Origin of the sequence: Longinema margulisiae (assembly GCF_025266855.1) — a bacterium.
Lineage (GTDB): Bacteria > Spirochaetota > Brevinematia > Brevinematales > Thermospiraceae > Thermospira.
Genome location: NZ_CP053071.1, coordinates 366,981 through 392,454, shown reverse-complemented (window position 1 = coordinate 392,454; position 25,474 = coordinate 366,981). Strand labels below are relative to the sequence as shown.

Sequence of the window (25,474 nt, the reverse complement as noted above, 5' to 3'; positions counted from 1 at the left end):
TTTTTTTTATACAGGGGTTTTGGATGGAGATAGTTGTTCAGTCTTTTCCTGATTGTTATGCAGTGGGTTTTCTCTCATGGTCAGTTCTGGAAAGTGCCGAACTCTGGCAGCGTGCCCTTGCGCATCTTCAAACCAGTGTTGATGTACCTGGTTTTCGGAAGGGAAAGGCACCTTTCGATATTCTTGAACAGCGTTATGAAGAGATGGTCAAAAAAGAAGTAGAAGAAATTGCCCTGCGAGAGGGTGTGAATAGACTTCGAGCGGAGCACAACCTTGTGGCTCTCTATGATTACAAGCTTTCTTCTGAGGTAGCCAAGAATGCTTCTTTGCGAATGGTGTTTTATTTTGGCAGGGATGTGGTTGTTCACAAGGGGCTTGAGGCGATTAAACTTTCGTCGGTAGAATATGAGAAGGTCGAGTTGACCGAAAAAGATATTGTCGAAATGGTGAAACGTGACCTTGTTGAGCCAAAGGAGATTACCGGCAAGGCAGAAAAGGGTGATGTCATGCACCTGCTTTTCAAGGGCAGGACGGATCCTGTCGTGGTGCGTGTGGATGATATCCCCGGCAAGCTTGTTGGCAAGAAGGTAGGGGATACGGTCGTTTTAGACTGGAAAGAAGTAGGAAATCTTGTTTTTGATGTTCTTGAGGATGTGCGACAAAAGGGAGAAACAGAGGTTCAGATCCTCAAGGTGTTGCGGGCTTCTGATGTGGATATCAATGATGAATCGCTCTATGCCAAAACGCCTTTCCAGACCAAGGAAAAGTATATCGAGTTTTTGAAAAACGTGATGCAAAGAGAGATTGACACTATCAATCATCGCCACAGGGTGAGGGCCCTCAAGGAAGCGGTGAAGAAGGATCTTGATGTTGAGCTCAGTAAGGGTGTTTTTTATGATATGGTAGAGTCCCGCTTCAAGGATTGGTTTTTCTCTCATTTCAAGGCTTCGGTTTCTATGAAGGAGGTGCTCTCCGACAAAAAACTTCCTGAGGATATGCTCTCTATGATGACCTCTGTGTATGATGATCTCAAGTTTTATTATGCGATGATTGACTATGCCAAGAAGAATGGTATTGAAGCAACTCAGGAAATGATTTCGAGGGTGGTGATGCGACAGGCAAGTGAGGCTGGTGAAGATTACAAGGATTATGTGGAGAAGATGACCAAAGAGGCCTGGGATAATGCTTTGGCACAGGCTCAGTTTGATGCCGCTGTAGAAAAGTTTATGGAAAAGGTGACCTTCAAAGAAAAGAAGGTGGTGGGATACTACGAGTTTATTCAGTCTGAGGCATAAGAAGAGGTCGATGGATCTCGTATGCCGAAGTGGCGGAACTGGTAGACGCGTCGGACTCAAAATCCGATGGGAGCTGATCCCGTGAGGGTTCGAGTCCCTCCTTCGGCAAGCCCTTCCAGGATCACTGGAAGGGTTTTTTGTTTGGCGTTCTTTTACCTTTTTCATGGGAAAAAAGGGGGAAAAGGGTTGTGACAAGGGTGCTTTCTGAGAGATCAGGGGCTTTTGATCGTTTACTTACGTGGTTTTTTTGTTCTAGGCGGGATCTTCCGTGGCGAAGAGAACGTTCTTTGTATAGTGTCCTGGTTTCAGAAATGATGCTTCAGCAGACACAGGTTTCGCGGGTTGTGGAGTATTATCATCGGTTTATGGAGCGTTTCCCCGCCCTGGAGGCTTTGGCGGGGGCTTCTTTAGAAGAGGTGTACAGGGTATGGAGTGGGTTGGGGTATTACAGGCGAGCGCGTTACCTGTGGGAGACAGCTAAATGCCTGGTGAGGGATGGTCTTCCTTCTTCTGGATGGGAAAATTTACCGGGTTTGGGGAGATATACAGCTTCGGCGATTCGGGCTTTTGCTTTCAATGAGTGTGTGGGAGTGGTGGATGCTAATGTGGGACGGGTTCTGGCCCGTTTTCGGGGTATTCTTTCTACGAAGCAGGAGAGGCTTCAGAGGATGATGAACACTTTAGTCGCCTATGGGGTTCGGTTGGGGTATGAGCCCCGGGATGTGAACGAGGCTTTTATGGAGTTGGGGGCAGTTGTTTGTGGACGAGAGAGACGCTGTTATCTCTGTCCTCTCAAGAGTGTCTGTTGCACGTACAAACGAGGTGAGGATATTTATGTTATCCGGAAGAAGAAGAATTATGTCAATATCCAGGAGAAATGTTTTGCCTATCTTGGGGCGGAGGGAAGGGTATGGATGGTTCAGGGAGGGAGGTGGCGAAAAGACCTCTGGGATCTCCCTACAGGTGAAAAGAGTTGTGTGGAAGGGGAACGGCTGGGGGGCTTTGTGATTACCTATGGAGTGACGCATCATCGGGTACAGCGCGAGGTGGAGGTGTATCGGGTGAGAGAGGAGGCTTTGTCCGAGAATGGTCGATGGGTGAGCGTGTTTCAACCTGAGGTAGCCCTGGGTTCTCCTGCCCGGAAGTGTCTTGTTGTTCTCCAAGATTTTCAAGCCAGGAACTGAAGTTGGTGGTGATGAAGGCTTCGGCTTCTCGCTGGAGCTTTGGGTAGTCTCCAATGATAATACGGGCCGGGGGAAGAGATTTTTGAAAGAGGGAGGCATAGCGTTTACTTACGGTTCTTCCGTCGAGGATAAGCACAATGCCACGGTCAGATTTGCTTCGGATGAGACGTCCCACTCCCTGTTTCATGCGAAGCAGGGCCCGGGGAAGATAGTAGGCCATAAAGGCATTTATCCCTCTTGAGGTGAGGAGTTCTCCCTTGGCAGCAGGAAGGGCGTCCGAGGGGCTATCAAAGGGAAGTTTCTCAATGATCACGCATCGAAGATTATACCCACTCACATCGATTCCTTCCCAGAAACTGGAGGTGGCAAAAACGGCCGTTTTGGGATTTTTGCGCATGGTGGTAAGGATGGTGTGCTTGTTGGTTTCTCCTTGAGCCATGGGCAGGATACCCTCTGAGGAGAGGGTTTCTTTGAGTTTTTCAAAGGTGTCCTTGAGTCGCTGGTGAGAAGTGAAAAGCACCAAGGTTCCCCCTTCGTTCATCAGGATGTAGTCTTTGATACAGGTGAGGAAAAATTCATCTACCCTGAAATCTCTATCGCTTTCTAACAGGTGGATCTGGGCTTGATTACGATAGTCAAAGGGAGAGGGAAGGCTTATGGTGTGTATTTTTCTTGGGAAAGAAGGGGAAAGCCCAATACTTTCTCGAAAGTAGGTGAACTCTCCATTTACAGAAAGGGTGGCGGAGACACAGAGACTGAAGTGTTTGCGAAGGAAGATGCCACGGGAAAGAAATTCTCCGACCTCAAGGGGGCTATGGCAGAGTTTGATATTGGGGTAACGGGGATGGGTGGAAACCTCTATCCAGCCAACCTCTGTGGGTTTTCTCTCCTGATTAAAGAGGATGTTATACACCTGAGAGACATCGGAAAGGCTTTTGATACGGCGATCGATGGAGGCTAACGCCGGCGGAAGGGTGGGTTCAGAAGAGGTATTTGTCATGAGATTTTTGAGTTCATTCCAGAGATAGCTATAACGAGAAATGAGTTTGCCAACTTCCTCAAGACGAACACTGAGAAAATGAAAGAAGTCACTTCGTTCCACCTCATCAGTAATACGAAGTTGAGGTCCTGTATGGTGAAGTTTTTTATAAAGAGGAATCCCATCGTGAATGATGGCATGAATGGAATCCACGATGGAGGTATGGGTTTCAAGGAGATTTTCCTTGAGTTTGGCAAACTCCATCTGGTCTTCATACCGTGGAGGCTGGTGTTTTTTGAAGAGGTGAGGGAGAAGGCCTTTCGGATGGTTTTTTCTATCCGTATGATAAAGACGTCCCATTTTCTGGAGAAGTCCACGGAGGGAAAGTTCTACACTCTGGCTTTTGAGAGCCACATCCTCGAGATGATGGGCCTCATCGAAGACAATGGCATCGAAACGGGGTAGGTAGGAAATATAGGTCTGTGGGTCAAGGGAGGAGAGGATGAGGGAATGATTGGCAATAATAATCTGGGCTTTTTCGGCTTTGAGATAGGCCTTTTGATAAAAACAATTTCCCCCAAAGGGGCACTGTTTTCCCTGACAGGTCTCTCCATCGCTTGCGATTTCTTCCCATATTTCCTGGGGAATTTCCCGGGGAAAATCCCGACGGCTACCTGTTTCAGTGGCATGTGACCATTTTTCAAGATCTTCGAGAAGGGTTATTTTGGACTCATCGGGATTATCAAAAAGGGAGAGAGCCCGGTCTTTGTCACCAAGAAGGTCTTTGAGTTTATTTCGACAGAGATAATTGCCTCTTCCGGTGAGAAGGGCTACCTCAAGGGTCTCATCTGTGAGGGCTTTGATGATCTCGACAACCAGGGGGATATCCTTGGAGGCAATTTGGTCCTGGAGATGAATGGTATGAGTGGCTATGGCCACTTTTTTGCTATTGGTGATGGCCCAGAGAGAGGCTGGAATGAGGTAGGCGAGGGATTTTCCTGTACCGGTGCCGGCCTCTGCAAAAAGGAGGGATTTGCTATTGATGGTTTCGATGATGGCTTCCACCAACTGGATTTGTTCTTCACGGCTTTCAAAGGAACGGATATGCTTGGAGAGGAGTCCACCTGGTTGGAAGATAGCCTTGATCTTTTCTACGGAGAGTTTCTGTTGGGGATGAACGGGGAGTATAATATTGACAAGTGTACATTCGTTGTCTATGATGAAAAATCCCATCCCAAGGTTCTGGACACGCTGGGCGACAGAGAGATCATTGGTGGATGGTTTGAGATTTTCTTTGGGATTCTGGTCGAAAGGGGGATGATTATGGATAAAAACATCGCCCTGGAGGCTTCGGTGGAGGTTGTAAGGGGTGGCCATGTCATTTCCATAACCCACCACTTCGATAGAGGTTACTTTCCCCTCTTCGTTGATAAACCCACAGAAGGCCACTTCCTGTCCGTCGTTTTGCTGGATAGCCGTCTGGATAGCGGTGACGACTTCAGGGCTGAAGTGGTTATGAGCCTCGTCTATCATGGATTATAACCTTTTCCATACCGGTCCCTGTGGGGTATCCCTCACTTCGATACCACGCTTCAGGAGTTCCTCTCTCAGGGCATCAGCGCGGGCATAATCTTTGTTTTTCTTGGCTTCGAGACGAGCCTGGAAGAGGGCTTCTTCCTCGGGAGAGAGAATATCGACGGATTCTTTTTCAATGAAACCAAGAACCTTCTCAAGGGAGAGGAAAAAGGTAAGCATCTCCTGGGCATTGGCCAACGTAGCCTGATTCTGGTGTTCATAGAAGGCACGAATCATCTCAAAGAGATGCCCCATGGCTTCGGCAATATTGAGATCGTCATCCATAGCCTCTTCAAAAGCCTGTTTCTTGGAGAGGAAGGTTTCATGGAGAATAGCATAGAGTTCCCCGCTTTTTTGTACCTGACGAAGGGCAAAGAGAAAATCATCGATACGTTTGAGAGAAGATTCGGCTTGTCTCACCAGATCAAAGGTGAAGTTAAGGGGTTTACGGTAGTGAGTGGTAATGAGTGCATAGCGAATGGCCCGGGGAGAAAGCCCCTTGGCTAAGAGGTCTCTCAGGGTGTAGAAATTGCCTTTTGACTTGGACATCTTTTCTCCGTCAACAATGAGGTGGGTGGCATGAAGCCAGTAACGAACAAAGGGTTTGCCTGTATAACACTCCGATTGGGCTATCTCATTCTCATGGTGGGGAAAGAGATTGTCAATGCCCCCACAGTGGATATCAAGAGTTTCTCCTAAAAGTGAGAGACTCATGGCTGAACATTCAATGTGCCATCCAGGTCTTCCCTCGCCAAAAGGGGATGGCCATTTGACATCACCGTCCTCTGGAGTCCATTTTTTCCAGAGGGCAAAGTCGCTTACGGATTCTTTGTCGTATTCATCGGCGCTGAGGCGTCCGCTGGCGGCTGCTTTGAGAGTGGAGGTGTCAAGGTGAGCCAACTTCCCGTAGGAGGGAAAGGTGGAGATCTTGAAATATACCCCGTCTTCTGTTTCGTAGGCATGGCCCTTTTCAAGCAGGTACTGGATAATCTCAATCATCTGGGGGATATATTCCGTTGCTGAGGGGTAATGATCAGCAGGCAGTACCTTGAGGGTTTTGATATCTTCGAAAAAGGCCTGTTTGTAGATAGCGGTGTAATCGGAAAGACTCATCCCTTGCTGGAGGGAATTGCGAATGGTTTTGTCGTCCACATCGGTGAGGTTCATCACATGGATAACCTTGTATCCTCGATAGAGTAGCCAGCGCTTGAGGAGGTCTTCAAAAAGAAAAGTGCGAAGGTTTCCAATGTGGGGGTAGTTGTACACCGTAGGTCCACAGGTGTAGAGACGAACCCTTCCTGGTTGAAGGGGGACGAACTCCTCTACCATTCTGGAGAGACTGTTGTAGAAACGAATGGGCATAGAGACTCCTTTTGTTTATCTATGTTATTATACGAAAAAGGAGGGGAAAAAGCAAATGAGTGGGAGGGGAAGGTATAGGAGGCTTTTTGCTATTCCCTTATTTCAGCTTGAGGGGAAGGTTTTTGCTAAAAAAGGGGAGAGGGTTTTTGCTTTTTCCTTCCGGGTGGGTTTGGAAGGCTTTGGCTATTCCCTTATTTCAGCCAGAGGAGGAGTTGTTTGCTGAAACATGGTAATAGCTCATTTTCAGGTATTTTCTCCACCTCCTCCCAAAAGACAACATTTCTCTTGAGTTGCGAGGGAACCCCTCTCCTTATTTGCCATCTTTTGTTTTTTGTGCTACAATACTATAAGGAAAAAGAGGAGTCTATGGCGAAGAAGCTTTCACTCTGGGTAACCCTTTCTCTCTGGGGGATGTCTTTTCTTCTAGCTCTTGTATGGCTTTCGACGGGAGAAGCTCAAAAGGTTGGGAAAAAGACACCCGCGATAGGCAAACGAATAGCGGTTATTGAGATTTACGGGGCTATCACCTATGAGGGAGAGACGGCGGGTCTCATGGGGCTTCGGACAGGGGGAGTATTGGCCTGGCTTGAGGATTTAGAAAAGGCGGCCAGTGATCCCATGACAGCGGCCATTATTCTTCGTATCAATTCTCCGGGGGGAACGGTGGGAGCCACTCAGGAACTTCATGCTGCCATTCAGCGGGCAAAAGAGAAAGGAAAAGTGGTGGTGGCTTCTTTTGGGGATATCGCGGCTTCGGGTGGGTATTATATCGCGACGGCGTGTGATGCTATTGTGAGTTTACCCGGGACACTTACAGGGAGTATAGGGGTCATCATGCAGGGGTTCCAGTATCATGAGCTTTTGCAGAAGATTGGCGTGAAAGCCTCTGTGATAAAGTCCGGGAAAAACAAGGATATCTTTGCCGGCTATCGCGAGATGACGGCCGAAGAGGAAGCTATTCTCTTTTCTGTGGTGAGTAATACGTATGAACAGTTTCTTGGGGCGGTGATGAAAGGGAGAAACCTCTCCCGCGAAGAGGCGAAGGGGCTTTGTGATGGACGAATCTTTACGGGGGAACAGGCTTTTCAGGTGAAACTGGTGGACAAGTTAGGGACCTTTGAAGATGCTGTGGCATTGGCCCGTGAGATGGCAAAACTCCCTTCTTCTGCTCCTCTCTATTTTCCGGCAGAGGAGGAGATGAACTGGAAGCAACTCTTGAGGCGTTTAAGCCTGAGAGGGAACAATATTCTTTCGGTGGGGATGCCCTCTTTTCCTTCAGCAAAACTCTGGTATTATATGACCTTGGAATAAAGGAGACACTATGAGATGGCTTAAGTTTTTTTTCGTTTTTACTCTTGCCTATGGATTTGCGAGTGAACCACTTAACTGGGTGGTGGCAACTGTGAATAATAATCCTATAACCTTCTATGATGTTCAACGATACAATCAGTTTATCACAGAGAATTCTGGTGGTATGGTGACCAATACCTTTGAAGAGGGTCTTCAGAACTGGTTTACCTATTATATTCTCAAGTCGCTTGCCGAGAGCGATAAACGTTATCAACTTGCCCCAGGGGAAATTCAGGATGCGATGCTTCCCTATGTCAAGATGACAAATACCCAGCCAGAATTGGTCTCTCTTTTCAATAAGTATCGGGATCTTTTAGAGATGAGAGTCGAGGTTAATCTCTATATTCAGAAGCTCACCTTTTTCAATGAATCCTTCAAGAGGGAACTCTACCAGGGTATTGATGAAGCCGAGGCGAAGGCTTTTTATGAAACCAACAAGACCAATTTTCTTGCTCCTCCACTTGTGAATCTCATGGTTTTTGCGGCCCTGTATCCTGAGAATGCTTCTCTCACTGAACTCGAGACTATTGAAAAAACCTTTGAAGTCCTGGCCAAAGAAGCCACGAAGACGACCAATGGCAATAGCTTGGTGGAGAAATACAAAAAATCCGTCACCTTTACCCCGTATTCGGGGAATAGTGGGCTGACCAATGTTCAACATCTTTTTCTGAGTGGCTATCCGGAGGAAGTCCTTGGGCTTGCCCTTGATCCCACGTATTACAAGCAATACCTTGACAAGGGCAAGGTTTTTGGTCCCCAGGTGCTTCAGTTCCGAAAAGACAAAAAGAAGTATGTGCTGGTCATGCGGGTTTTGCAAAAAGAGGAATCCAAGGTTTTGCCTTACGAAGAGGTGAAGAATTATATTTATACCCTTCTCCAGAACAAGCGAGTGGAAGATGTGGTGAGAAAATGGTGTGCCGACCAGGTGAGAACCTACAAGGTGTCTCTTGAAATCAAAGACAAAACCTATCAAGGAGCCTACGATGCCTATATACGAAGGTAAACTCAGTGCGAAGGGGCTCAAATTAGCCCTTGTGGTGGGAAAGTTTAACTCATTTATAGGAGACAGGCTGATAGACGGAGCTCTCAACGCCTTTGAGCAACTTGAGGGAAACCCTGAGATGGTGGATATTTACAAGGTGCCAGGGAGTTATGAGATTCCCGGGGTGGTGAGACGGCTTTTGGATGCCGGTAAGCATGATGCTATCGTTACCTTAGGGGTGGTGATTCGTGGACAGACTCCTCATTTTGAGTACGTGGCCGGCAATACCTCCAAAGCCCTGATGGAAATGGCCGCAGAAGGCAAGGTGCCTGTGGTTTTTGGGATTATCACAGCAGATGATGTAGAACAGGCCATTGATCGAGCCGGCGTGAAGAGTGGGAACAAGGGATATGAAGCTGTCTTCACCGCCGTGGAGATGGTGAGCCTTTATAGACAGATGAACCATGGCAAATGAGGTTTTTGTCAGGACCACAGGGAAAGAACTCTGTTTTCTTGCCCTGTATGCCTATGATATCGCTGGACATTCTCTTCAGGAGCTTTCTTCTTTCGTATGGCTTATGGATGTGTATGGCTTTGACAAAGAAGAAGGCTATCTTCCTCCCCTTTCTTTGTCGGATAAGGGGATTTTTCGCCATGGGGAGATGATTTTCAAGGGAGTGGTCAACGAACTCACACTTATTGATAGCGAGCTTCTCCCTTTTTTGAAAAGACCGATTGACAAACTTTTTGCGGTGGACAAGGCTATTCTTCGGTTAGGGGCGTATCTGATTATCTTTGAAAGAGAGATGCCTTCGGAGGCTATTTTTTCACTATGTGCTAAGTTTGCCGATCTCTATGGAGAAAACGAAGCCCCTTCCTATATTCAGGGTGTACTGGGAAGTTTGGCCAAAAAATGGCGAAATCAACCACAGGATGGGAAATAATGCAGGCTTTTGATGATCTTCTTCGGCTGATTGAGATCTTGCGTTCTCCCGAAGGGTGTCCATGGGATAGAGAGCAGACCCTTTCTTCAATGCGAACGGCAATCCTTGAAGAGGCCTATGAGCTTGTGGATGCCATTGACACCGAAAACAGGGAAAATCTCATCGAAGAGATAGGGGATCTTTTGTTTGTAACCTGTTTTGTAGGGTATCTTACCTCTCAGGAAGGGTTGACCACCATAGAGGAGATCCTTACTTCAGTCAAGGCCAAGCTCATTCGTCGGCATCCCCATGTTTTTGCTGAACGAAAAGAGATGAGCGTGGATGGTATTCTCTCCAATTGGGAATCCATCAAGGCTCAGGAAAAAACCTCTTCAGAGCATCCCTTGAAAAGCATTCCCAAAAGTCTTCCTGAACTTCAGAGGCTTTATAAAATCCTTTCCAAGATGAAACGACTCAAGTTTTCCTGGGAGTTGGAAAGTCTTTCCTCTGTCAAGAGGGAGATTGAATCCACGGTTCGTCATGATCCCAAGACTTTTTTCAAGGGCTTTCTTCTCTATGCTTTTGAACAGGGTATTGATCTCCCGGCCCTTATTCGAGAACTTTCCTCCGAACTCATTGAACACTATGATAACCAGAAAAAAGCCACTTCTGGGAAAGAAAATTAACAAAAAACTCAAGTTTTCGTGAAAAAAAGCGATATCTATAATAGCAAGGATGCGAAAAAGAGTTCAAGGAGGACAAGTATGCGGATTGAAAGTATAGGGTCACCCCCTTATCAACAACCTCATCCTGCGCCTACCCCTCAGGAGAAACAGGCTCTCGAGAACGAGATAGCGGAGGTGAAGCAGGAACTCCAGAAAGAAGCTGAGCAGAACAGCCAGAAAGAAGCGGCCAAAAGAGAATTTGAAAGACAGATTCGGCTGAACGAATATTACATCAAAGAGCTTCTTTTCCTTTTTAGTTCAAAAGGAAACGCTGAAACCATTGAAAAACTGGCCAAACTGCTCAAAAAACAAAAAGAGATGCTCTCCCGTTAATTTCCCCGTTCAAAAGCGTATATTTCCATAACGTAAAGTTTGCCCTCATGGAGTACAATCTTCCAGATGTAAGGCTTGTAAAGCTCAGGGGAAAAGGGAGGGCTTCCCTCGAAGAAAACCCTTTTCCAGCCTGTTTCATCGACAATCTCATACATGGTGACCTCTTTCTCGTGGTGAATACCTACAGGGGTGGCAATATATACCCCATAGCGAATATGCTCACATTCTTTGAGAAAGTTTCGGCGAAATTCATTTACGTATTCCTGGTAGGGGTCAAGAGGATGACCCTTCGCATAAAGTCCACACACCTCTTCCAGGGGGCGTTGAGGACAGGCAAGGGGGAGAAGGGAGGCCTGGTTTTCATACCAGAGTTTCTCTTCATCGAACAGAAGTTCTGAGTTTGTTTTCTGATGTTCCTGAAGAATGGCGAGTTTATAACCGTTTTCTGGTTCCAGATCATCAAAGAGGCCTATCTTGAGCCATTCTACGAGAGTTCGCCGGCTGAGATGGGGATGTTTGTGAAGGAAGTCAAAGAAGTCTTTGTAAGGTTGGCGAGATACTATCAGTTCTTTCATCGAAAGAGGAATATGGTTGAAGTGCCGTAACCCCAAACGTATTTTTCCATGTTCTCGTATGTCCTCGATACGACTCAAGTTAGCAGAAGGTGGGAGAAATTCCACCCCCCAGACCAAGCGTGCGTAGAGAATGATCCTGTTTTTTTGTTTTGTGTGATGAAAGTAGTTGAGGGTAGCGACAGTAAATTCAAGAGGATATTTTTGACAGAGGGAGAGCAAAAGACTGGGGCCAAACCAACGGAGTTTTTCTTCTTTTTTGGAGGGAAGGTATTTTCCCTCTTGTAAGAGCATAAGCCAGTAATGAGAACGGAGTTCTTCTGGTGGTATGGTTTTTTCTATCTCATGTTTGAGGATAGGCCACCGGGGATCGTCTTTATGAAGGAGAGAAAGAAATTGTTTGGCTTTTTCGAGGGGGATAAATCGAGAGAGATAGACCTGAGCTTCTTCTCTATACACGAAGGGACTGCGAAGGAAGGGGTGCATGACGCGGGAGATTTCTCGAAAGAGGTCCTTCTCAGTGGGAATCACGTGGTGTCTCTGGACGAGAAAACGGAGATCGGTGAAAACAGGATGATCCGTCCATCGGAGGGCCAGGGGAAATTCATGTTTGAGAGGGATATCGTAGCGTCTGAGGTTCTCAAGAATGTCCCACACCCAGTGGGTCTGAAACTTGAGAAGGACAAGATCCTCTCCAAAGTGGAGAATGTCTTCTGTGGTCTGAAGGATGGGAATACCCTCAATTTCTCCTACGAGAGAGAAGTGGTTTTCTATTTCCCTGCGGCTGAGAAGAAGGCTATACCGGTGGTCTTTTCTTGAGATCCAGCCTATGTTTTTGGGATAGTGCAGAGAGAACCAGCGGAGAAGGTGAGAGAGAACACGGGAGGGAAGAAAAAGAACGAGTTTTTTGGGCCGGATCTGAAAGATGACTGATTGAATGAGTTTTTTTGTTTTTCTTTTTTCGTGGAAAAAAGGGGTAATATTGACAGGAGCCGTATGGATAAGAAAGGGAGAGCGGTATCGGATGAGTCGTTCAAGAAGGGAGAGGGTTGTCGTTGTAAGCCAGGAGGGGGAAGAGGCATCTTTTTCGCAAAGAGGAGAAGTGGTTTCTTCGGGGGGATGGTAGGGAGAAAGAAAAGGGACATAAGAAAGAAGATGAGAGACCTCCTCGAGAAATTCGGGGTGATTGTGAAAAATTCTCTGCACCTCTTCATAGGAAAGAAGGGTGTCTTTTTTCTCCTGAGGAATAGAAGCCACAGTCCGGAGGGAATGTCGCTCTGTGAGAGAAACAAGCCTTCGCAGGCGTTCGATGGGTTTGGTTTCGGTGTAGGAACAGAGCACCCAGAAATGAGTGTCCCATTCCTTCTGGTAGTAGCTCAGCGCTTTCTCGGCAAGTTGTTCTTCTTGTTCTAGTTCTTCTCCTACGAGGAGAAACACATCTTTTTTATACCGGATGAGAACATCAGCAGAAAGGGTTTGTTTCTGGTGTTTGTGAACAAAGGTGACAAGGGTAGAGAGGCTTTGAATACCCTGCTGGGTGCAGGCTATTACTATGGCGGGGAAGGCCCTTTTCCCTCCGGGGGCATGGGTCATGACTTCTATCGCATAGACAGGCTTCAGGTTGTAGCGTTTGGCTATGAGAGCAAGAAGGGCAAAGTGCTGGGTAGAATACCTCTTGACAAAAGAGATGGCCTCCCATCCCCATTGCTGGTAGAGAGAGGCCACTTCCTGGAGTTCAAAGCGAAGGGAGGAACCCTGCAGGGAAAGAACAAGATGTGTCCAGAGCATCCCTATTCAAGGACTATTGTGAGTTGTTTAGCGGCGGCATTCACAAACGCCTGCAAAACATCCTCTTTTTTTGTCGCGGAGGCCGTAATTCGGGTGTTTTCGGTCTGAAGTACCTCTTTGTTTTCGATGTCCACCATCTGAAGAGAGACCTGATAGGCTCCGATATATCGCCCTACCGTTTCATTGTAGGATATATCCGATGGCATAACGCTCACAATCACTACCTGTGAAATCCCCTGGCTTTTCAGAAGAGAGAAAACAGAGGGGTTGAGATCCACAAGGTCTGAAGCAGATGGCCTTTCAGAAACTCGTTTGATCTTGTAACCACGTTTAAGGATGGCACTTTCCATTTCGGTTTCTAAGGCTTTGAGGGTTCGCCATTCGCTTCCCTCCTGCACAAGACAGAGAACAGCCGTTGTTCGTTCCTGTTTTTTGAGAGAAACACTCTTGAAGGATACGGTGAGTTGAGATTTACTGACGGCATCCCTGAGTTGAGTATACAGAGGTTTGTAGGCATCACCAAGGGAAAGAAGTTCTGGAAAATCCATATCTATGGTAGCTGTCATACGATTTTCCGGGATACTATTCTTGAGATTTTGAATTTCACAGATCACCTGTCCATTTTTCCCCGAGAGAACAGAGCGTGTCCATTGACCGGTATTTCCTCGCAGAGCAAAGGAAACGGGAATACCTTCCACAGGTTGTTCCTGGTTTCCAAGGTAGATAACCTGAAAGGTGAGTTTTCCTCCCCTATCGGTATCAATCGTTTGAGGAATATTCACAGCCCGAATACGGATATTTTGAAGAAGGGAGGTGGCTGAAGAGGCATAGACGGCTATCTCATCTCTGCGTTCTTCTACTTGGGTGGCACTGACAATGGCTCTCTGGTAGGCTTCAATAGCCTCCCGGATTTGTCCTTCTTTGACGGCATTTTCTGCTCTGCGCAGATTCTCATCAACAAGGGCAAGTTTTCTGGCCAGCTCAGAGAGGATACGTTGTCTTTCGTTTTCCATAGCGGATCGACTAATCTTAGCCTGGACCCACACACGGGTATACTTGAGGCCATCTTCATTGACATCCTCTGTGTACTGTTGAACAATCTCTACCCCTGTGAGACGGGCTACTGATCGGCTGCGGACAGACTGTCGAAACTGGGTTTTGAGACTTTCTTTTGAATCTTCGCTTATCATTCCGTAGGACTGGATTTGTTTGTCCACTTCAGCCTGTTCAAAGATGGTGTTGGCTATTTTGGCTTTCGCATCAGCGAGAGCCTGATCTTTGAGTTTCTCCAATACATCAATACCCTCGGCATATCCTACCGCATAGAAAAAGGTCTTGTCCTGAATGGTTTTGGTAATCCACTCCGGTTGTTTGGTGGTAGGAACGGTGGGAGATGAGGCCGCCCTTACGTTTTGGCCTCCACAGGCTAAAAAAATACCCATCATGAGAATGATCCCGCCTTTCAAAGACCTCATAGCATACTCCTTGTTTTTTTTCTCCAATACTATACCACCATTTGGAAAGAAAATCAACAAAAGAGAATTTTGGATAGGGGAAAAAGGAAATAAAAAAAGGCCGCCCCGCTTGTGGACGGCCTTTTTGTTTGTTTCTGTTATTTCAAACCTGTCATCATGATTCCCTTCACGATATAGCGTTGTCCAATGATAAAGACCACAATCAGTGGGAAAATCACGATGAGAGAAGCAGCCATTACGAGATGCCACTGAGATCCGTAAGTGGACTGGAAGGCCTGAAGTCCTACTGGCAGGGTTTTCATACTATCCTTGTTGGTCACAATGAGAGGCCACATGAAGTCGTTCCAGGTGAAAAGGTAGGTAAAAATAGCCATGGTGGAGATCGCTGTTTTTGAGAGAGGAACAATAATAGTGGTCAGAATCTGCCATCGGCTAGCCCCATCAATGTAGGCGGCTTCCTCCAGGGAAGCGGGGATAGAGAGGAAATATTGACGGAGCATAAAGGTACCATAAGCAGAAAACGCACCGGGCAGAATAAGAGCCGGATAGGTATCAATCAGAGAAAATTGGGGGATAAAGGGGAAGATACGATTCAGGAAAAACCCATTTTTCATCATGATGAATACCGGAATCATCATCACCACACCGGGAACCATCAAGGTACCAAGATAGGTGAGAAAGACCTGGTCTCTTCCAGGCCAGCGAAGCCTTGCAAAGGCATAGGCGGCCATAGAACAGGTGATGATTTGAAGCACAACCACCGCTACGGAGACAATAATAGAGTTGATATAGTACTGAGCAAAGGGGGTAATACCCTGTCTGCTCCATCCGGCAAAAAAGGCCCCATCATAGGTGAGTTTGGGGATATTCATCTCTGTTCTCCCGAAGAAGTTGTACCACCACGGAGAGATAATTCGCTGAGGAATAATCTTGCCATCAAACACATCTTGAGGGTACTTGAGAGAGGTTGAGACTGTCACAAGGAAGGGCAGGATAAAGATGACCGCAAACAGGGCCAGAATAATGTAGGCGATGATTGCCCTGATCATTTGCTGGCGGCGTCTTTGTTCCTGAAGGGAAAGCCCCCCTGTTTTTTCTATAGCCATATTTTTTGTTTCTGCCATAGATTTCCTCCTTTAGTATTCCACGTTCTTTTCGGTAAAGATCCACTGCAGCAGGGTAGCGATCATCACAAGGCCAAAAAGGATAACCGCAATAGCGGAGGCATATCCCATTTTGCCCCATTTGAAGGCGTTGTTGTAGACATAGTACACAATGGTTGTGGTTGCACCGGCCGGGCCTCCTCCTGTGAGAGCATACTGAGTTCCAAAAGCTTGGAATCCACCGATAATACCCATCACAAGGATGAAGAAGTTGGTAGGACTGAGAAGTGGCCAGGTGATGTGCCAGAATTGTTGCCATGGAGTTGCCCCATCGATTTCTGCAGCCTCATAGAAATCCTGAGAGATCCCCTGCAGACCGGCAAGATAGAGCATCATGTTGTATCCAGCACCCTTCCACACATCCACCACGATAATTGATACCTTTGCCCAGGTTTTGTCCCCTAACCAGTTGGGTGGGTTGGAGATACCGATAGTTCTGAGAATGCCATTGATGATACCATAATCTGGATTGAGGAACCATCGCCAGACAAGGGCTACGGCCACGATATTGGAAATCACAGGCAAAAAGTACATCACACGGAAGGCCACAATACCCTTGAGGGGCATATTCATGGCCAGAGCCATGATAAGAGAAACCATCATCCCAAGAGGAATGCCTAACAGGAAGATGAAGGTATTGAAGAGATACTCCTTGAACCGAGTGTCACGGAGAAGAATATCTTCAAAATTCCTGAGGCCTACAAACTGAAGACCATTGTTTCCGGTTGCCTGAACAAACTTGATATAAGCCTCAACACCCTCTACAGCTGGTTCGATCTTGAGTTTCATACCCAGAAGAGAGGTTTCGCTACCCATTTCTCCTGTTTCCGTAGCCTGAACTGAGATAGGGGCTGATTCAATTTTGCCAGCCGGGATAGTAGTCCCTTGAGGCAGTTCAAAGAACCACTCTCTATCACGAGGAGCCTCAGGGAGTTTCAAAAACATATCGGCTACGATCGTAGTCCCTGCAGGGATAGTGACTCTTTCGTTTTTGGTACTTCGGACCACGATTTCATGGCCTGGTTTTGTCAGGTCAAGACCAATGGCGACTCCTTCCACAGGAGTTTCCCATCGAAGGTTGGCCGACATGATTTCTGTTCTTGAGAAGAACAGATCTCCCTCTTTGACAGGGGGAACATCCTTGGGAAGTTTCTCACTCACGATATCAAGGATTTGTCCCCGTTCGTTGGTATAAAAGGTCCATTGCCTAAGAGCATTCATATCCCCAAGAGAAAGGGTGTTTTCTTCGGGAGTGAGGACAATATCCTGAAGAATCTTGTAGGTAATGGGAATTTGGGCATCTTTGTAGCCCACCTTGCGAGTCTTCACAGAAAGCTTTGCCCCCGATTGAATCGTGATGGTGGTATTCGTGGCCTCTGTGGTTCTTTTGAAGGCCACCCTCACCTTGGCCGGGCTTGCATACGAAAGCCCATCCCATTCGGTAAAAGCCAAGTAAAAGGTAAAGAAGATAGGGAAAAACGTGATGAGCAAAAATCCGATCAGGTTTGGAAGCAAAAACCCCCATGCCGTTAATGCTTCTTGCAACCGCTTCTGGAAAATATACTTGCGGTTATCCGGTGATACCTGTGCCATAGTTTCCTCCGCCAGAAAGATTTCTCTTCTCCCAATTATTGTAAGACAATTCGCTTTTTTGTCAATATTTCACGGGAAGTTTTTTTGGAAAAAGAACATTTTTTTGACGTTTTCTCTATCCTCACTGAATAGTGGCTTTCATCTTCGAGGAGAAGAGGGGCTATAATTTTGTTGGTATTTTCTATTGAGAAATTTTTTGGGATTTATACCATGGTTTTTAGCTATTCCTTTGTTTCAGCGAAACGACGGCTTTTGCTGAGATAGGGTAAGAGCCATGTTGTTAAACATTGTGTACCAAAGAAGGGAAGAAGATGAACTGAGACTTCTTTCTAACCCTTACAAACTTTTTCTTTTTCGTCGATATGTTTTTTTCCTGGGCTTTACAGCAGAGTACTTTGATTAAGGAAAAAGGAAAGCTCTGAAAAAGCCCCTTATCCATGAAAGACGATGTGCATCCACACACCTGGATTGTGGTCAAGAAACCTCAAAAAATCAGCCACAGGGATTTCATATACGATAGAAGCTTCTTTTGTTCGGTAGGTGGCATCAGCCATTCCCTTTTCCCGAATACAGACGGGATTTCCTATGAAGGAGCCCTTTTCTTTCACAAGAGAGCCGTCGTCTTTTGCGACGACTCCTGAGGCAAGAATGAAGATGGAAGCGCAGGGTTTTCCGCTGTCAAGGAGGATGGTGTTTTTGTCTATTTCCCGTCGGTGAAGGATGTTTTCCAGTTCGGTGATCTGGGCTGAGGTGAGGGCCGCAAAATAGGGATTGGCTTTGATCACAGACCAGGTTTCCCCATTTCGGAGTTTGGCGATATGTTTGATTCGTTCAAGGATAGGGGTATTTTCTACCAGTCGAAGAAAGGCTTCTTTTTCTATGACAAAGGCATCCACGTTGGTGAGAGCCTTCACCGTGGCCTGGCGTGGGGTGTCCTCGACGAGAGAGATTTCCCCGAAGTATTCATAGTTTCCATACACCTTTCTATTCTTCTCATCAGATTCATCTTCAATCACCACGTTTCCAGAGAAGATGAGGTAAAACTTATCCCCTTTTGTACCTTTTTTGATGATGGTCTCTCCTCTTTTGAAGGATTCTTTTTTGACCACAAGGAGAAGGTCTTTGATACGTTCAAAAGGGAGCCCCTGAAAGACTTCAATGCGGCTGAAGGCATCGAGAATCTCATACGCCTCTTCAAATTGATAGGTTTCCACCGGCGGATAGACGGTACTTGCGATCCCAAAGCGGGCAAGGGTGAGATGGGTTTCTTTGGGAAAGTCTTTCTCTGCGATATGATAGACAATGATTTTTTTCTGGATCTCTTCTGGAAGGGTATTGAGATAACTCACCGGGGTATGGAGGGGCGGAATTCCCGCCTCATGGTAGATAATATCACTCTCCCAGGGAAAATGAAGAAGTTGGTTTTTTCTTTTTTCGTCGAGAATACCCTGTTCATAGAGTTTCTCAATAGTCGGTGGATGGTTGAGGTGATCTGAAGAGTATACCATGGTTCGGTTGCGATAGATGAAACGAAAGCCTACGGTAGGAATGGAATGCAGTGTATAAAAGAAAGTGAAAAGAGCCCCGTGGATGTTGATGGGTTTGTGGATAGTTACTGGACAGAAGTCGAACATTTCCATGAGCCTGCTTGCCGGGATACGGGTGAGGGCAGAATACTTTCGCAGAAAGCTTTGCATTACCGTAGGGGTAGTATATATTTTCACCCGAAATTCTTCTAAGATTTTTTGAAAGGTCCCGGCATCATGATCCGCATGACAGTGGGTGAGGATAATACTATCGATAAGTTTGGGATTGACATTGGATTGGCTGAGCCAGAAGGTGGAATTCACCGGGGGATCGACCATGATTCCGCTTTTGTTGATCCATAGGATAAAGCCGGAGGTATTCTGATAAGGGTCAAAACCATGAGAGGGACCAAGACAGGTAATACCTAAAAGAGGGGGTTTGAAAGGTTCGGCCGAGGTATCCCCAAGTTCAAAAATGGCCTGAAAATTGAGTTCTTTGGGAATGGTAAGCTTTCGTAAGCCATCCTGAACGAGAAACCCGCCTTCTTTTTGGGGCTTAATATGGACCTCTTCAATCCAGAAACCTTCTTTCGTTATGGGTTTGAGATCCACCATTTCTTCAAGGGTTCTTCCACCACGAAAGTAGGCTATTTCCTTCTCAAGAGGGGGAATACCATAGGTCTCTGGATCAGCTATTTCTGGTTCAATGTGGAGTTTTTCCGGGCCAAAGATGGATTCCTGAAGTACAATTCGAAGGTTCTGGATGTGGTCTGGGTGGACATAGATGGTGGTCTTGGTTTTCTTGAGGAAGTAGTTGTAATAGATGGGAAACTCTATTTCTGCGACACTCATTCCTACGGCAGGGTGAAAATGCTCCATAGGAAGAACAAAATAATGGGGTACCCCTTTGGGAAGAAAAATGGTGTCTTTGAGGGTTTCCGGCGGGGAACCAAACTGGATATATCCCGCAGAGGTGTCAATGAGATATCCCCCACGTGGAAGAGGTGTGACATCTTGAGTGAGCTCGGTGAGGGGTTTGAAGGTCATGGGTTTTCCTCGTCGCTGTATTTAGCCCGAATGGCTCTAATCACATCATAAATGGCAAAGAAGGCTTCTACAACGTCCGGATCAAAGTGCTTGCCGCTTTCGGAGCGGATGTGGGCAAGTACCTTTTCCTCATCCCATGGTTCTTTGTAGACTCTTCGTGAAATGAGGGCATCATAAACATCAGCTAACGCCACAATGCGTCCTGAGATAGGGATTTCTTCTCCTTTTTTTCCAGGGCCTATCTGAACAGGGTCTGTGTAAATGTTTTTGATATGACCTGGATAGCCCGTTCCATCCCATTTTTCATGGTGATTGAGAGAGACCTCTGCAGAGAGGGTGTCCCAGTCTGAAACACTGTCTGAAAACAGGCGAGCTCCATACACGGGATGAGCCTGAATGATACGAAACTCTTCCGGGGTGAGTTTTCCTGGTTTTTTGAGGATCATATCGGATACGGCTACTTTGCCAACATCATGAAGCATAGCGGCTATACGAAGGGTGTCCTTGTAGATTCGAATATCCTTTTCCGGAATGTGTTTTTGTTTTGCCCAGCGATCGTAGATTTCAATGGCGTAGGATCCTACACGGTTAACATGATTGCCCGTTTCTTTGGGATCTCGAAGTTCTGTCATTTTGATCATCCGGAGAATGATCTCTCGAGTCATTCGTGCCCTTTCGATGGCTACCGAGGCATTGTTGGCAAAGAAATTTACCAGGCGCATGTCTTCTTTCGTGAAAGAAATGAGTCTGCCGTCTTTTGATTTTTTGTTGATGATTTGCATAACCCCGATAACCGTTCCCTGGGATGTAATCAGGGGCACGGTGAGGACTGATTTTGTTCGGTAATGGGCAATTTCATCAAAGTGTTTATTGAACTGGTAAGCGGTTTCTTTGAGCTGGTACACATCGGGAATGAGGAGGGGCTCTCCGGTTTTGGCTACATACCCGGCAAGCGAATGTTCGTTGATCTCAATTTCAAAGATAGAGTAGATGTATTTGTTGTTGGTTTCATCAATTTTGGCAAGGGCATCGTTCTGGACGTAGCTGAACTTGAGAAAGTTTCCTTCTCGAAGAAAGATTGAACCCGCTTCGGCTGAAGTAAAGGATCTGGCTTCGTAAAGAATGAGATCGAGAAGAGCATCAATGTCTTTGATGTGGTTGAGTTTCTCGGTGATGTTAAGAAGTTCCTCAATTCGATGTTTTCGTAGAGCCATAAAGCCTCCATGCTACTTTGTAAGTATCGGATAGGAACCAGTGAAATATTTAACAAATGAGAAAAAACTCCTAATACAAGGTGTGGCTGCGAATTGATTTCTCATTAAGATCTTTGCACGAATGTTCCAAGGTCTTAAAAAGTAATAAAAACAGAAATATTATAAAAAATATTTATTTTTATAATAAAAAATTGATTACGTTTCCAACAGGAGACCTGAAAGAGAGAGAAAAGGATAAAGAAGTTACCCCTGGCTCAAAAGATTTTTGTCAACTGTAGTATACAGGGAACATTTTAGATAAACAAGTTTTTTCTGGGGAAAGTACCCTTTTTAGGCCATAAAACAGGGCAATAAGTACGTACCATCCCTATGTTTTATATCACATCCTGCCAGTAGACACCATCGATAGCCTCATCACGATTATAGTAGTAATGCAAACGCACAGCAAGAACATTGGTTGCCCCTTCTCTTTTCCATACCCCCACATCCATTCTCTGGTTTATGGTTCGCATCAGCCGTTCTGCCCTTGAGGTTGTTCCTGGCAAACCATCTTCACTGTCACAGGCGAACATGTCTTTTTGAGCACGAAGAAGATAATAAAAACAATGTTTGCGCCCTTTTTCGTGAAATAAGTCAAGAAGATTCTGAATATGCTGTCTGCGCTCGCTTTGATAACCAAGTCTTGTTTGCCAGTCATTTTTGTACCCCAAGAAACAGGCTTTCCCTGTTTCAGCGACAATATTTGTCCACTCAGAAGAACGATATCTCACTCTATCAAGACGAAGAAAATACTTCAATTGATAACTTACATGCCACAAACATCGTTGAAAAACGATACCGGGATGTTTGCCCTGGTTAATCCCTGTATCTCCATCGACAACAAGAAAAAACCGAGAAAAAGAGTGTTTTTCTTGAATGGGCTTAAGAAGTTTGTCCCAACCTGCATGGTAATTATCCACAAGAAGGCCTGCTATTCTTGTATTTTTTCCTGTCAATGGGGAGGCTTGTTGCCTCTCCTGCAAAAGAATTTTAGCTTCTTCTCCTTTTTTCTTGCCCTGAACAGGAATACCCGTCCCATCGGCTTCTCCACAGGGTTTTTCTTTTTCTGAGATACTGAAATGTATCTTTCTCCCAATATTTTGAAGGTTTTTCCAGAGGGTGCTAAGACCTATTTTATACCCTGTGAAGGAAAGAATACGAGCGGCCACTCGATAGGTGGTAAGAGCCCCGGCTAAAGCCACTCTGTAGATATCTTTCAGGATTTGCCTTTTTCGCTTTTCTACACCAAGAAGAGATCTTGTGAGAAAAAGTTTTCTTCCACACTTTTTGCATTGAATTTGGAGCTGAGGAAGAGTGATCTTTCCAAAGGGCATCAGAACAAAAACAGTGTTTTTTCCATGCTTTGTTTTCCATATGAAGTGATGTTTTTCTCCGCATGTACAGGTGATACGACCTTCTTTTATTTCTTTTTCTGCCACTTCTACAGAAATCTGATGAACAAATGACTCAAACACTCCTTTGATGGCCTGGAGAAAAACCACCACTAACGTCTCAAGTTTTGTGTCAGGGTAGTCGATAGTCAAAGTGAAGGTGAATTCTTTACGCATGGGTTCCTCCTTGTGTCCTATTATCGGCCAGGGAGGAACTTTTTTTTGCTTTTCCTCATCTTCCCACTGCAGGTCTCCTGAAAAAAACGTTACCAAAAAATTCTGTTTTTTTGAACTAAAAAGAGAAATAAGCCATTGTAAATAGAAAAAGCGGGGTTTCAGGGGCGCAGCCCCTGGGCCCGAGAGGGGGTGAAAATACCCCTGCAAGGATCTCTTATCTTTCAGTGTTGATGTTGAAAAAATGTAATCAGAGAATTGTTAATGACAGGAGGGATTTTTTTGCTGGAATCTGGAATAGGTTTCCTCTATCCACTGGATGAAGGCTTTTCCGTAAATGAGTTCTATCTGGTTTTGCTGTTTGAGCTTGGTTTCATCCCAGTTCTCTATACCATAGAGGGAATAAAGGGTAAAAAAAGGAGCGGCGTTGAATCGTGTTTTGAGGATATGTTCGATATAGGCAATCTCTTTGTCTTTGAAGGCAAAGGGAGCACGATACAGAACCACCATGCTTTCCTGTACCTGAAGGACGCTATAGTGATTCTCGTGGTAGCTACTTCGGATCTCTTTTGTGGGAAATCCCTGTTCTATGAATTTTTCCAGAAGATGTTGATCATTGCTAAAGTAGATCTCCATGCCTTTATGGGCCAAAATCTCGCTATAGCGGTTCATGAGTTCCCGGAGTTGAGGGTGAGATGGGTTGTCCTGGAAGCCTTTTTTCCAGGTCTGAAGGGCCGTATAGTACTCTGATTTTTTGAAGTAGCCATTCCCGATATGAAAATAGAGTTCAGCCCTGGTAGGAAGAGAGACTTTTTTTTCAAAGTCTTTGGTAAGTTGTATAGCTTCTTCTAATCGATCGGTGAGGATGAAAAGAGACACAAGGAGTTTAAGGGCATCCTCATAATATTCTTCTAAGGGAAGGAGTTTTCGAAGGTAGGTTTCGCTTTTCTGGTAGTTATGGAGTTTATTTGCCAGTTGGGCGGCGTGAAAGATGGCTTTGGTGGTGAGCACCTCATCAATCTCTGGATAGTTTTCGATAATCTCCTCATAACTCTCTAAAGCTTCTTCGAGACATCCAAGTTTTTCACAAACCTCTCCTAAAAGAAAGAGGGCTTTTACATTGTCGGGTTTGAGAGAGGTGTAGGCTTTGAGGTGTTCTTTGGCTTTGGGATACAATTCGAGATAATAGCAGCATTCGCCTGCGGAGAGGAGGGCTTTGAGGTTGTTGGGGTCTTTGTCTAACACCAGGGCATAGTAGCCGAGGGCCTCTTTGTATTGTTGACGACGACGGTACAAGTCAGCAATTCGGAGATAAAACTGGGAACGGAGATGGGTATCTGTTTCGTTTGAGACAAGAAGAGCCGCTTTCTCGTAGTAGAAAATGGCCTTGGCATAATCTTTTTGTCCCTCGTAGGCCTGGGCAAGGTAAAACTTGAGTACAAAGTCCTGGGGATAGAGATCGATGTATTTGAGAGCTATCTTTTCGGCTTTGGGATAATCTCCTTTTTCGAGGGCTTTGGCGATCATTTTGTTGTAGTTTTTGAGTTTTCCAAAAGCAGAAAAAATACTAAAAAAAATCATCCCCCCTAAGACAATAATGATAGCCGCAATAAGCCAGGCCAAAATTTCCATGTTCTACCTCCTGTTTTCGTTTCCAAAACAGGTGCCAAGGGCTCTTGCCTCTTCTATCATGGGATGATCTGGGTCGACTAACTTGAGACGCCCGCTTACCTCATCAAGCTTGACAGAATCGATATGCCCATCTTTCACACATACCATGCGGTTGAATTTTCTTTTGGTAATGAGTTCGATGGCATAACTTCCCAGCCGTGTGGCAAGTATTCTATCAAAGGCGGTTGGGGTTCCTCCTCTCTGAACGTAGCCTAAGACGGTTTCTCGACACTCTAAGCCAGTGAGTTTTTGGATAGAATCAGCGATGTAGTGAGCTGGAGAATAGTATTTTTCTCGTAGAGACTCTGGAATGGAAATACCTTCGGCAACAACAACGATAGAGTAAGGCTTTCGTCTTCGGAAGCGGTTTTCTAAGTAGTCGGCGATCGTCTCAAGGGTGTAAGGGATTTCTGGAAGAAGGATAACATCTCCTCCAGAGGCAATTCCAGCGTACAGGGCAAGCCAACCGGCGTGGTGTCCCATGACCTCTACTACCATAATCCGACGATGAGAGTTGGCTGTGGTGTGAAGCCTATCGATGGCTTCTGTAGCGATGCTCACCGCCGAATCAAACCCAAAGGTGATATCGGTGCCCCAGATATCGTTATCAATGGTCTTGGGAAGTCCTATCACATTGAGTCCCATTTTGGAGAGCTTGTGGGCCGTTTTCTGGGTACCGTTTCCTCCTATACAGATGAGACATTCAAGACCCAAGGATTCGTAATTTTTCTTGATGAGTTCTGGTTTGGAATCCACCTTTTCGGATTCACTTTCGTATTTTTTGAAGGGTTTTTCTCGAGAGGTGCCGAGGATGGTTCCTCCTAACGTGAGAATTCCTGAGAGTTTGTCTTCATCGAGGATAATGTACTCATTGTTGATGAGTCCTGCAAAACCAGAAAGAAAACCAACCACTTCAAAATCATGCCGGAGAATGGCGGTTTTGCCGAGGCTACGAATGGCAGCATTGAGACCGGGACAATCCCCCCCTGAGGTGAGAATTCCAATTCGTTTTTTGAGCATGGAAAACCCCTTCTGATTGATGTTTTATTGTAAAGAAAGAAAAAGAAAAAATGCAAATAGAAGGGAGAGGGCCTTTGTTCTTGAGGGAATTTT

Annotated in this window: 18 protein-coding genes, 1 tRNA gene and 1 pseudogene; 9 read left to right on the top strand and 11 right to left on the bottom strand. The window is 45.8% G+C overall.

Annotated features, from left to right (window positions below; all coding sequences use genetic code 11):
* Positions 1–23: 23 nt before the first annotated feature.
* From BREVNS_RS01765 to BREVNS_RS01755, 3 genes and pseudogenes are all read left to right on the top strand, one after another.
* The gene (locus BREVNS_RS01765; protein WP_483427358.1) at positions 24–1,295 is read left to right on the top strand and encodes a trigger factor; all 1,272 of its coding nucleotides are present in this window, start codon (positions 24–26) and stop codon (positions 1,293–1,295) included.
* A 23-nt stretch (positions 1,296–1,318) separates the two neighbouring features.
* Positions 1,319–1,403: transfer RNA gene (locus BREVNS_RS01760), tRNA-Leu, on the top strand.
* Positions 1,404–1,606: 203 nt separating this feature from the next.
* Positions 1,607–1,945 (top strand): annotated as a pseudogene (locus BREVNS_RS01755) (A/G-specific adenine glycosylase); the annotation flags it as partial.
* A gap of 358 nt (positions 1,946–2,303) precedes the next feature.
* Here the strand turns inward: BREVNS_RS01755 and BREVNS_RS01750 are convergent.
* Both BREVNS_RS01750 and cysS read right to left on the bottom strand, forming a co-directional pair.
* A complete protein-coding gene (locus BREVNS_RS01750) occupies positions 2,304–4,991 on the bottom strand; it encodes an ATP-dependent DNA helicase (RefSeq protein WP_483427357.1) in 2,688 nt (895 codons plus the stop codon).
* A 3-nt stretch (positions 4,992–4,994) separates the two neighbouring features.
* Complete coding sequence (gene cysS, locus BREVNS_RS01745; RefSeq protein ID WP_483427356.1) at positions 4,995–6,395, bottom strand: cysteine--tRNA ligase; 1,401 nt, start codon at positions 6,393–6,395, stop codon at positions 4,995–4,997.
* Between the two features lie 366 nt (positions 6,396–6,761).
* Between cysS and sppA the strand changes: the two genes are divergently transcribed.
* From sppA to BREVNS_RS01715, 6 genes are all read left to right on the top strand, one after another.
* Entirely contained in the window at positions 6,762–7,706 is a 945-nt protein-coding gene (gene sppA / locus BREVNS_RS01740) for a signal peptide peptidase SppA (protein ID WP_483427355.1), read from the top strand.
* 10 nt (positions 7,707–7,716) lie between these two features.
* Complete coding sequence (locus BREVNS_RS01735) at positions 7,717–8,748, top strand: hypothetical protein (RefSeq protein ID WP_483427354.1); 1,032 nt, start codon at positions 7,717–7,719, stop codon at positions 8,746–8,748.
* Positions 8,729–9,202 carry a 6,7-dimethyl-8-ribityllumazine synthase gene (gene ribH / locus BREVNS_RS01730; RefSeq protein WP_483427353.1) on the top strand — a complete coding sequence of 158 codons (474 nt, stop codon included), beginning with the start codon at positions 8,729–8,731 and terminating at the stop codon, positions 9,200–9,202. The genes BREVNS_RS01735 and ribH overlap by 20 nt, the downstream gene beginning before the upstream one ends.
* On the top strand, positions 9,192–9,671 hold the full coding sequence (locus BREVNS_RS01725) for a transcription antitermination factor NusB (RefSeq protein ID WP_483427352.1): 480 nt from the start codon (positions 9,192–9,194) through the stop codon (positions 9,669–9,671). The genes ribH and BREVNS_RS01725 overlap by 11 nt, the downstream gene beginning before the upstream one ends.
* Positions 9,641–10,336: a MazG family protein gene (locus tag BREVNS_RS01720; RefSeq protein WP_483427351.1), complete on the top strand. Its 696-nt coding sequence runs from the start codon at positions 9,641–9,643 to the stop codon at positions 10,334–10,336. The genes BREVNS_RS01725 and BREVNS_RS01720 overlap by 31 nt, the downstream gene beginning before the upstream one ends.
* Positions 10,337–10,414: 78 nt before the next feature.
* Complete coding sequence (locus BREVNS_RS01715; RefSeq protein ID WP_483427350.1) at positions 10,415–10,708, top strand: hypothetical protein; 294 nt, start codon at positions 10,415–10,417, stop codon at positions 10,706–10,708.
* On the opposite strand, the gene BREVNS_RS01710 is transcribed toward BREVNS_RS01715, so the two are convergent.
* The 9 genes from BREVNS_RS01710 to BREVNS_RS01670 all read right to left on the bottom strand — a co-directional run bounded on the left by BREVNS_RS01710 (position 10,705) and on the right by BREVNS_RS01670 (position 25,381).
* Positions 10,705–13,068, bottom strand: a complete 2,364-nt coding sequence (locus tag BREVNS_RS01710) for a helix-hairpin-helix domain-containing protein (RefSeq protein ID WP_483427349.1) — start codon at positions 13,066–13,068, stop codon at positions 10,705–10,707. The two genes, BREVNS_RS01715 and BREVNS_RS01710, sit on opposite strands and share 4 nt — an antisense overlap.
* Before the next feature lie 2 nt (positions 13,069–13,070).
* Positions 13,071–14,543, bottom strand: coding sequence for a hypothetical protein (locus tag BREVNS_RS01705; protein WP_483427348.1), 1,473 nt, complete (start codon positions 14,541–14,543; stop codon positions 13,071–13,073).
* Between the two features lie 137 nt (positions 14,544–14,680).
* The gene (locus BREVNS_RS01700; RefSeq protein ID WP_483427347.1) at positions 14,681–15,667 is read right to left on the bottom strand and encodes a carbohydrate ABC transporter permease; all 987 of its coding nucleotides are present in this window, start codon (positions 15,665–15,667) and stop codon (positions 14,681–14,683) included.
* Between the two features lie 12 nt (positions 15,668–15,679).
* Entirely contained in the window at positions 15,680–17,299 is a 1,620-nt protein-coding gene (locus tag BREVNS_RS01695; protein ID WP_483427346.1) for a carbohydrate ABC transporter permease, read from the bottom strand.
* Positions 17,300–17,730: 431 nt separating this feature from the next.
* Positions 17,731–19,872 carry a cyclic nucleotide-binding domain-containing protein gene (locus tag BREVNS_RS01690; RefSeq protein ID WP_483427345.1) on the bottom strand — a complete coding sequence of 714 codons (2,142 nt, stop codon included), beginning with the start codon at positions 19,870–19,872 and terminating at the stop codon, positions 17,731–17,733.
* Positions 19,869–21,086 carry an HD domain-containing phosphohydrolase gene (locus BREVNS_RS01685; RefSeq protein ID WP_483427344.1) on the bottom strand — a complete coding sequence of 406 codons (1,218 nt, stop codon included), beginning with the start codon at positions 21,084–21,086 and terminating at the stop codon, positions 19,869–19,871. The genes BREVNS_RS01690 and BREVNS_RS01685 overlap by 4 nt, the downstream gene beginning before the upstream one ends.
* Positions 21,087–21,460: 374 nt before the next feature.
* Positions 21,461–22,693 carry a hypothetical protein gene (locus BREVNS_RS01680; protein WP_483426754.1) on the bottom strand — a complete coding sequence of 411 codons (1,233 nt, stop codon included), beginning with the start codon at positions 22,691–22,693 and terminating at the stop codon, positions 21,461–21,463.
* A gap of 258 nt (positions 22,694–22,951) precedes the next feature.
* Positions 22,952–24,322 carry a tetratricopeptide repeat protein gene (locus BREVNS_RS01675; protein WP_483427343.1) on the bottom strand — a complete coding sequence of 457 codons (1,371 nt, stop codon included), beginning with the start codon at positions 24,320–24,322 and terminating at the stop codon, positions 22,952–22,954.
* Between the two features lie 3 nt (positions 24,323–24,325).
* Positions 24,326–25,381 carry a 6-phosphofructokinase gene (locus tag BREVNS_RS01670; RefSeq protein WP_483427342.1) on the bottom strand — a complete coding sequence of 352 codons (1,056 nt, stop codon included), beginning with the start codon at positions 25,379–25,381 and terminating at the stop codon, positions 24,326–24,328.
* Between the last annotated feature and the right edge of the window lie 93 nt (positions 25,382–25,474).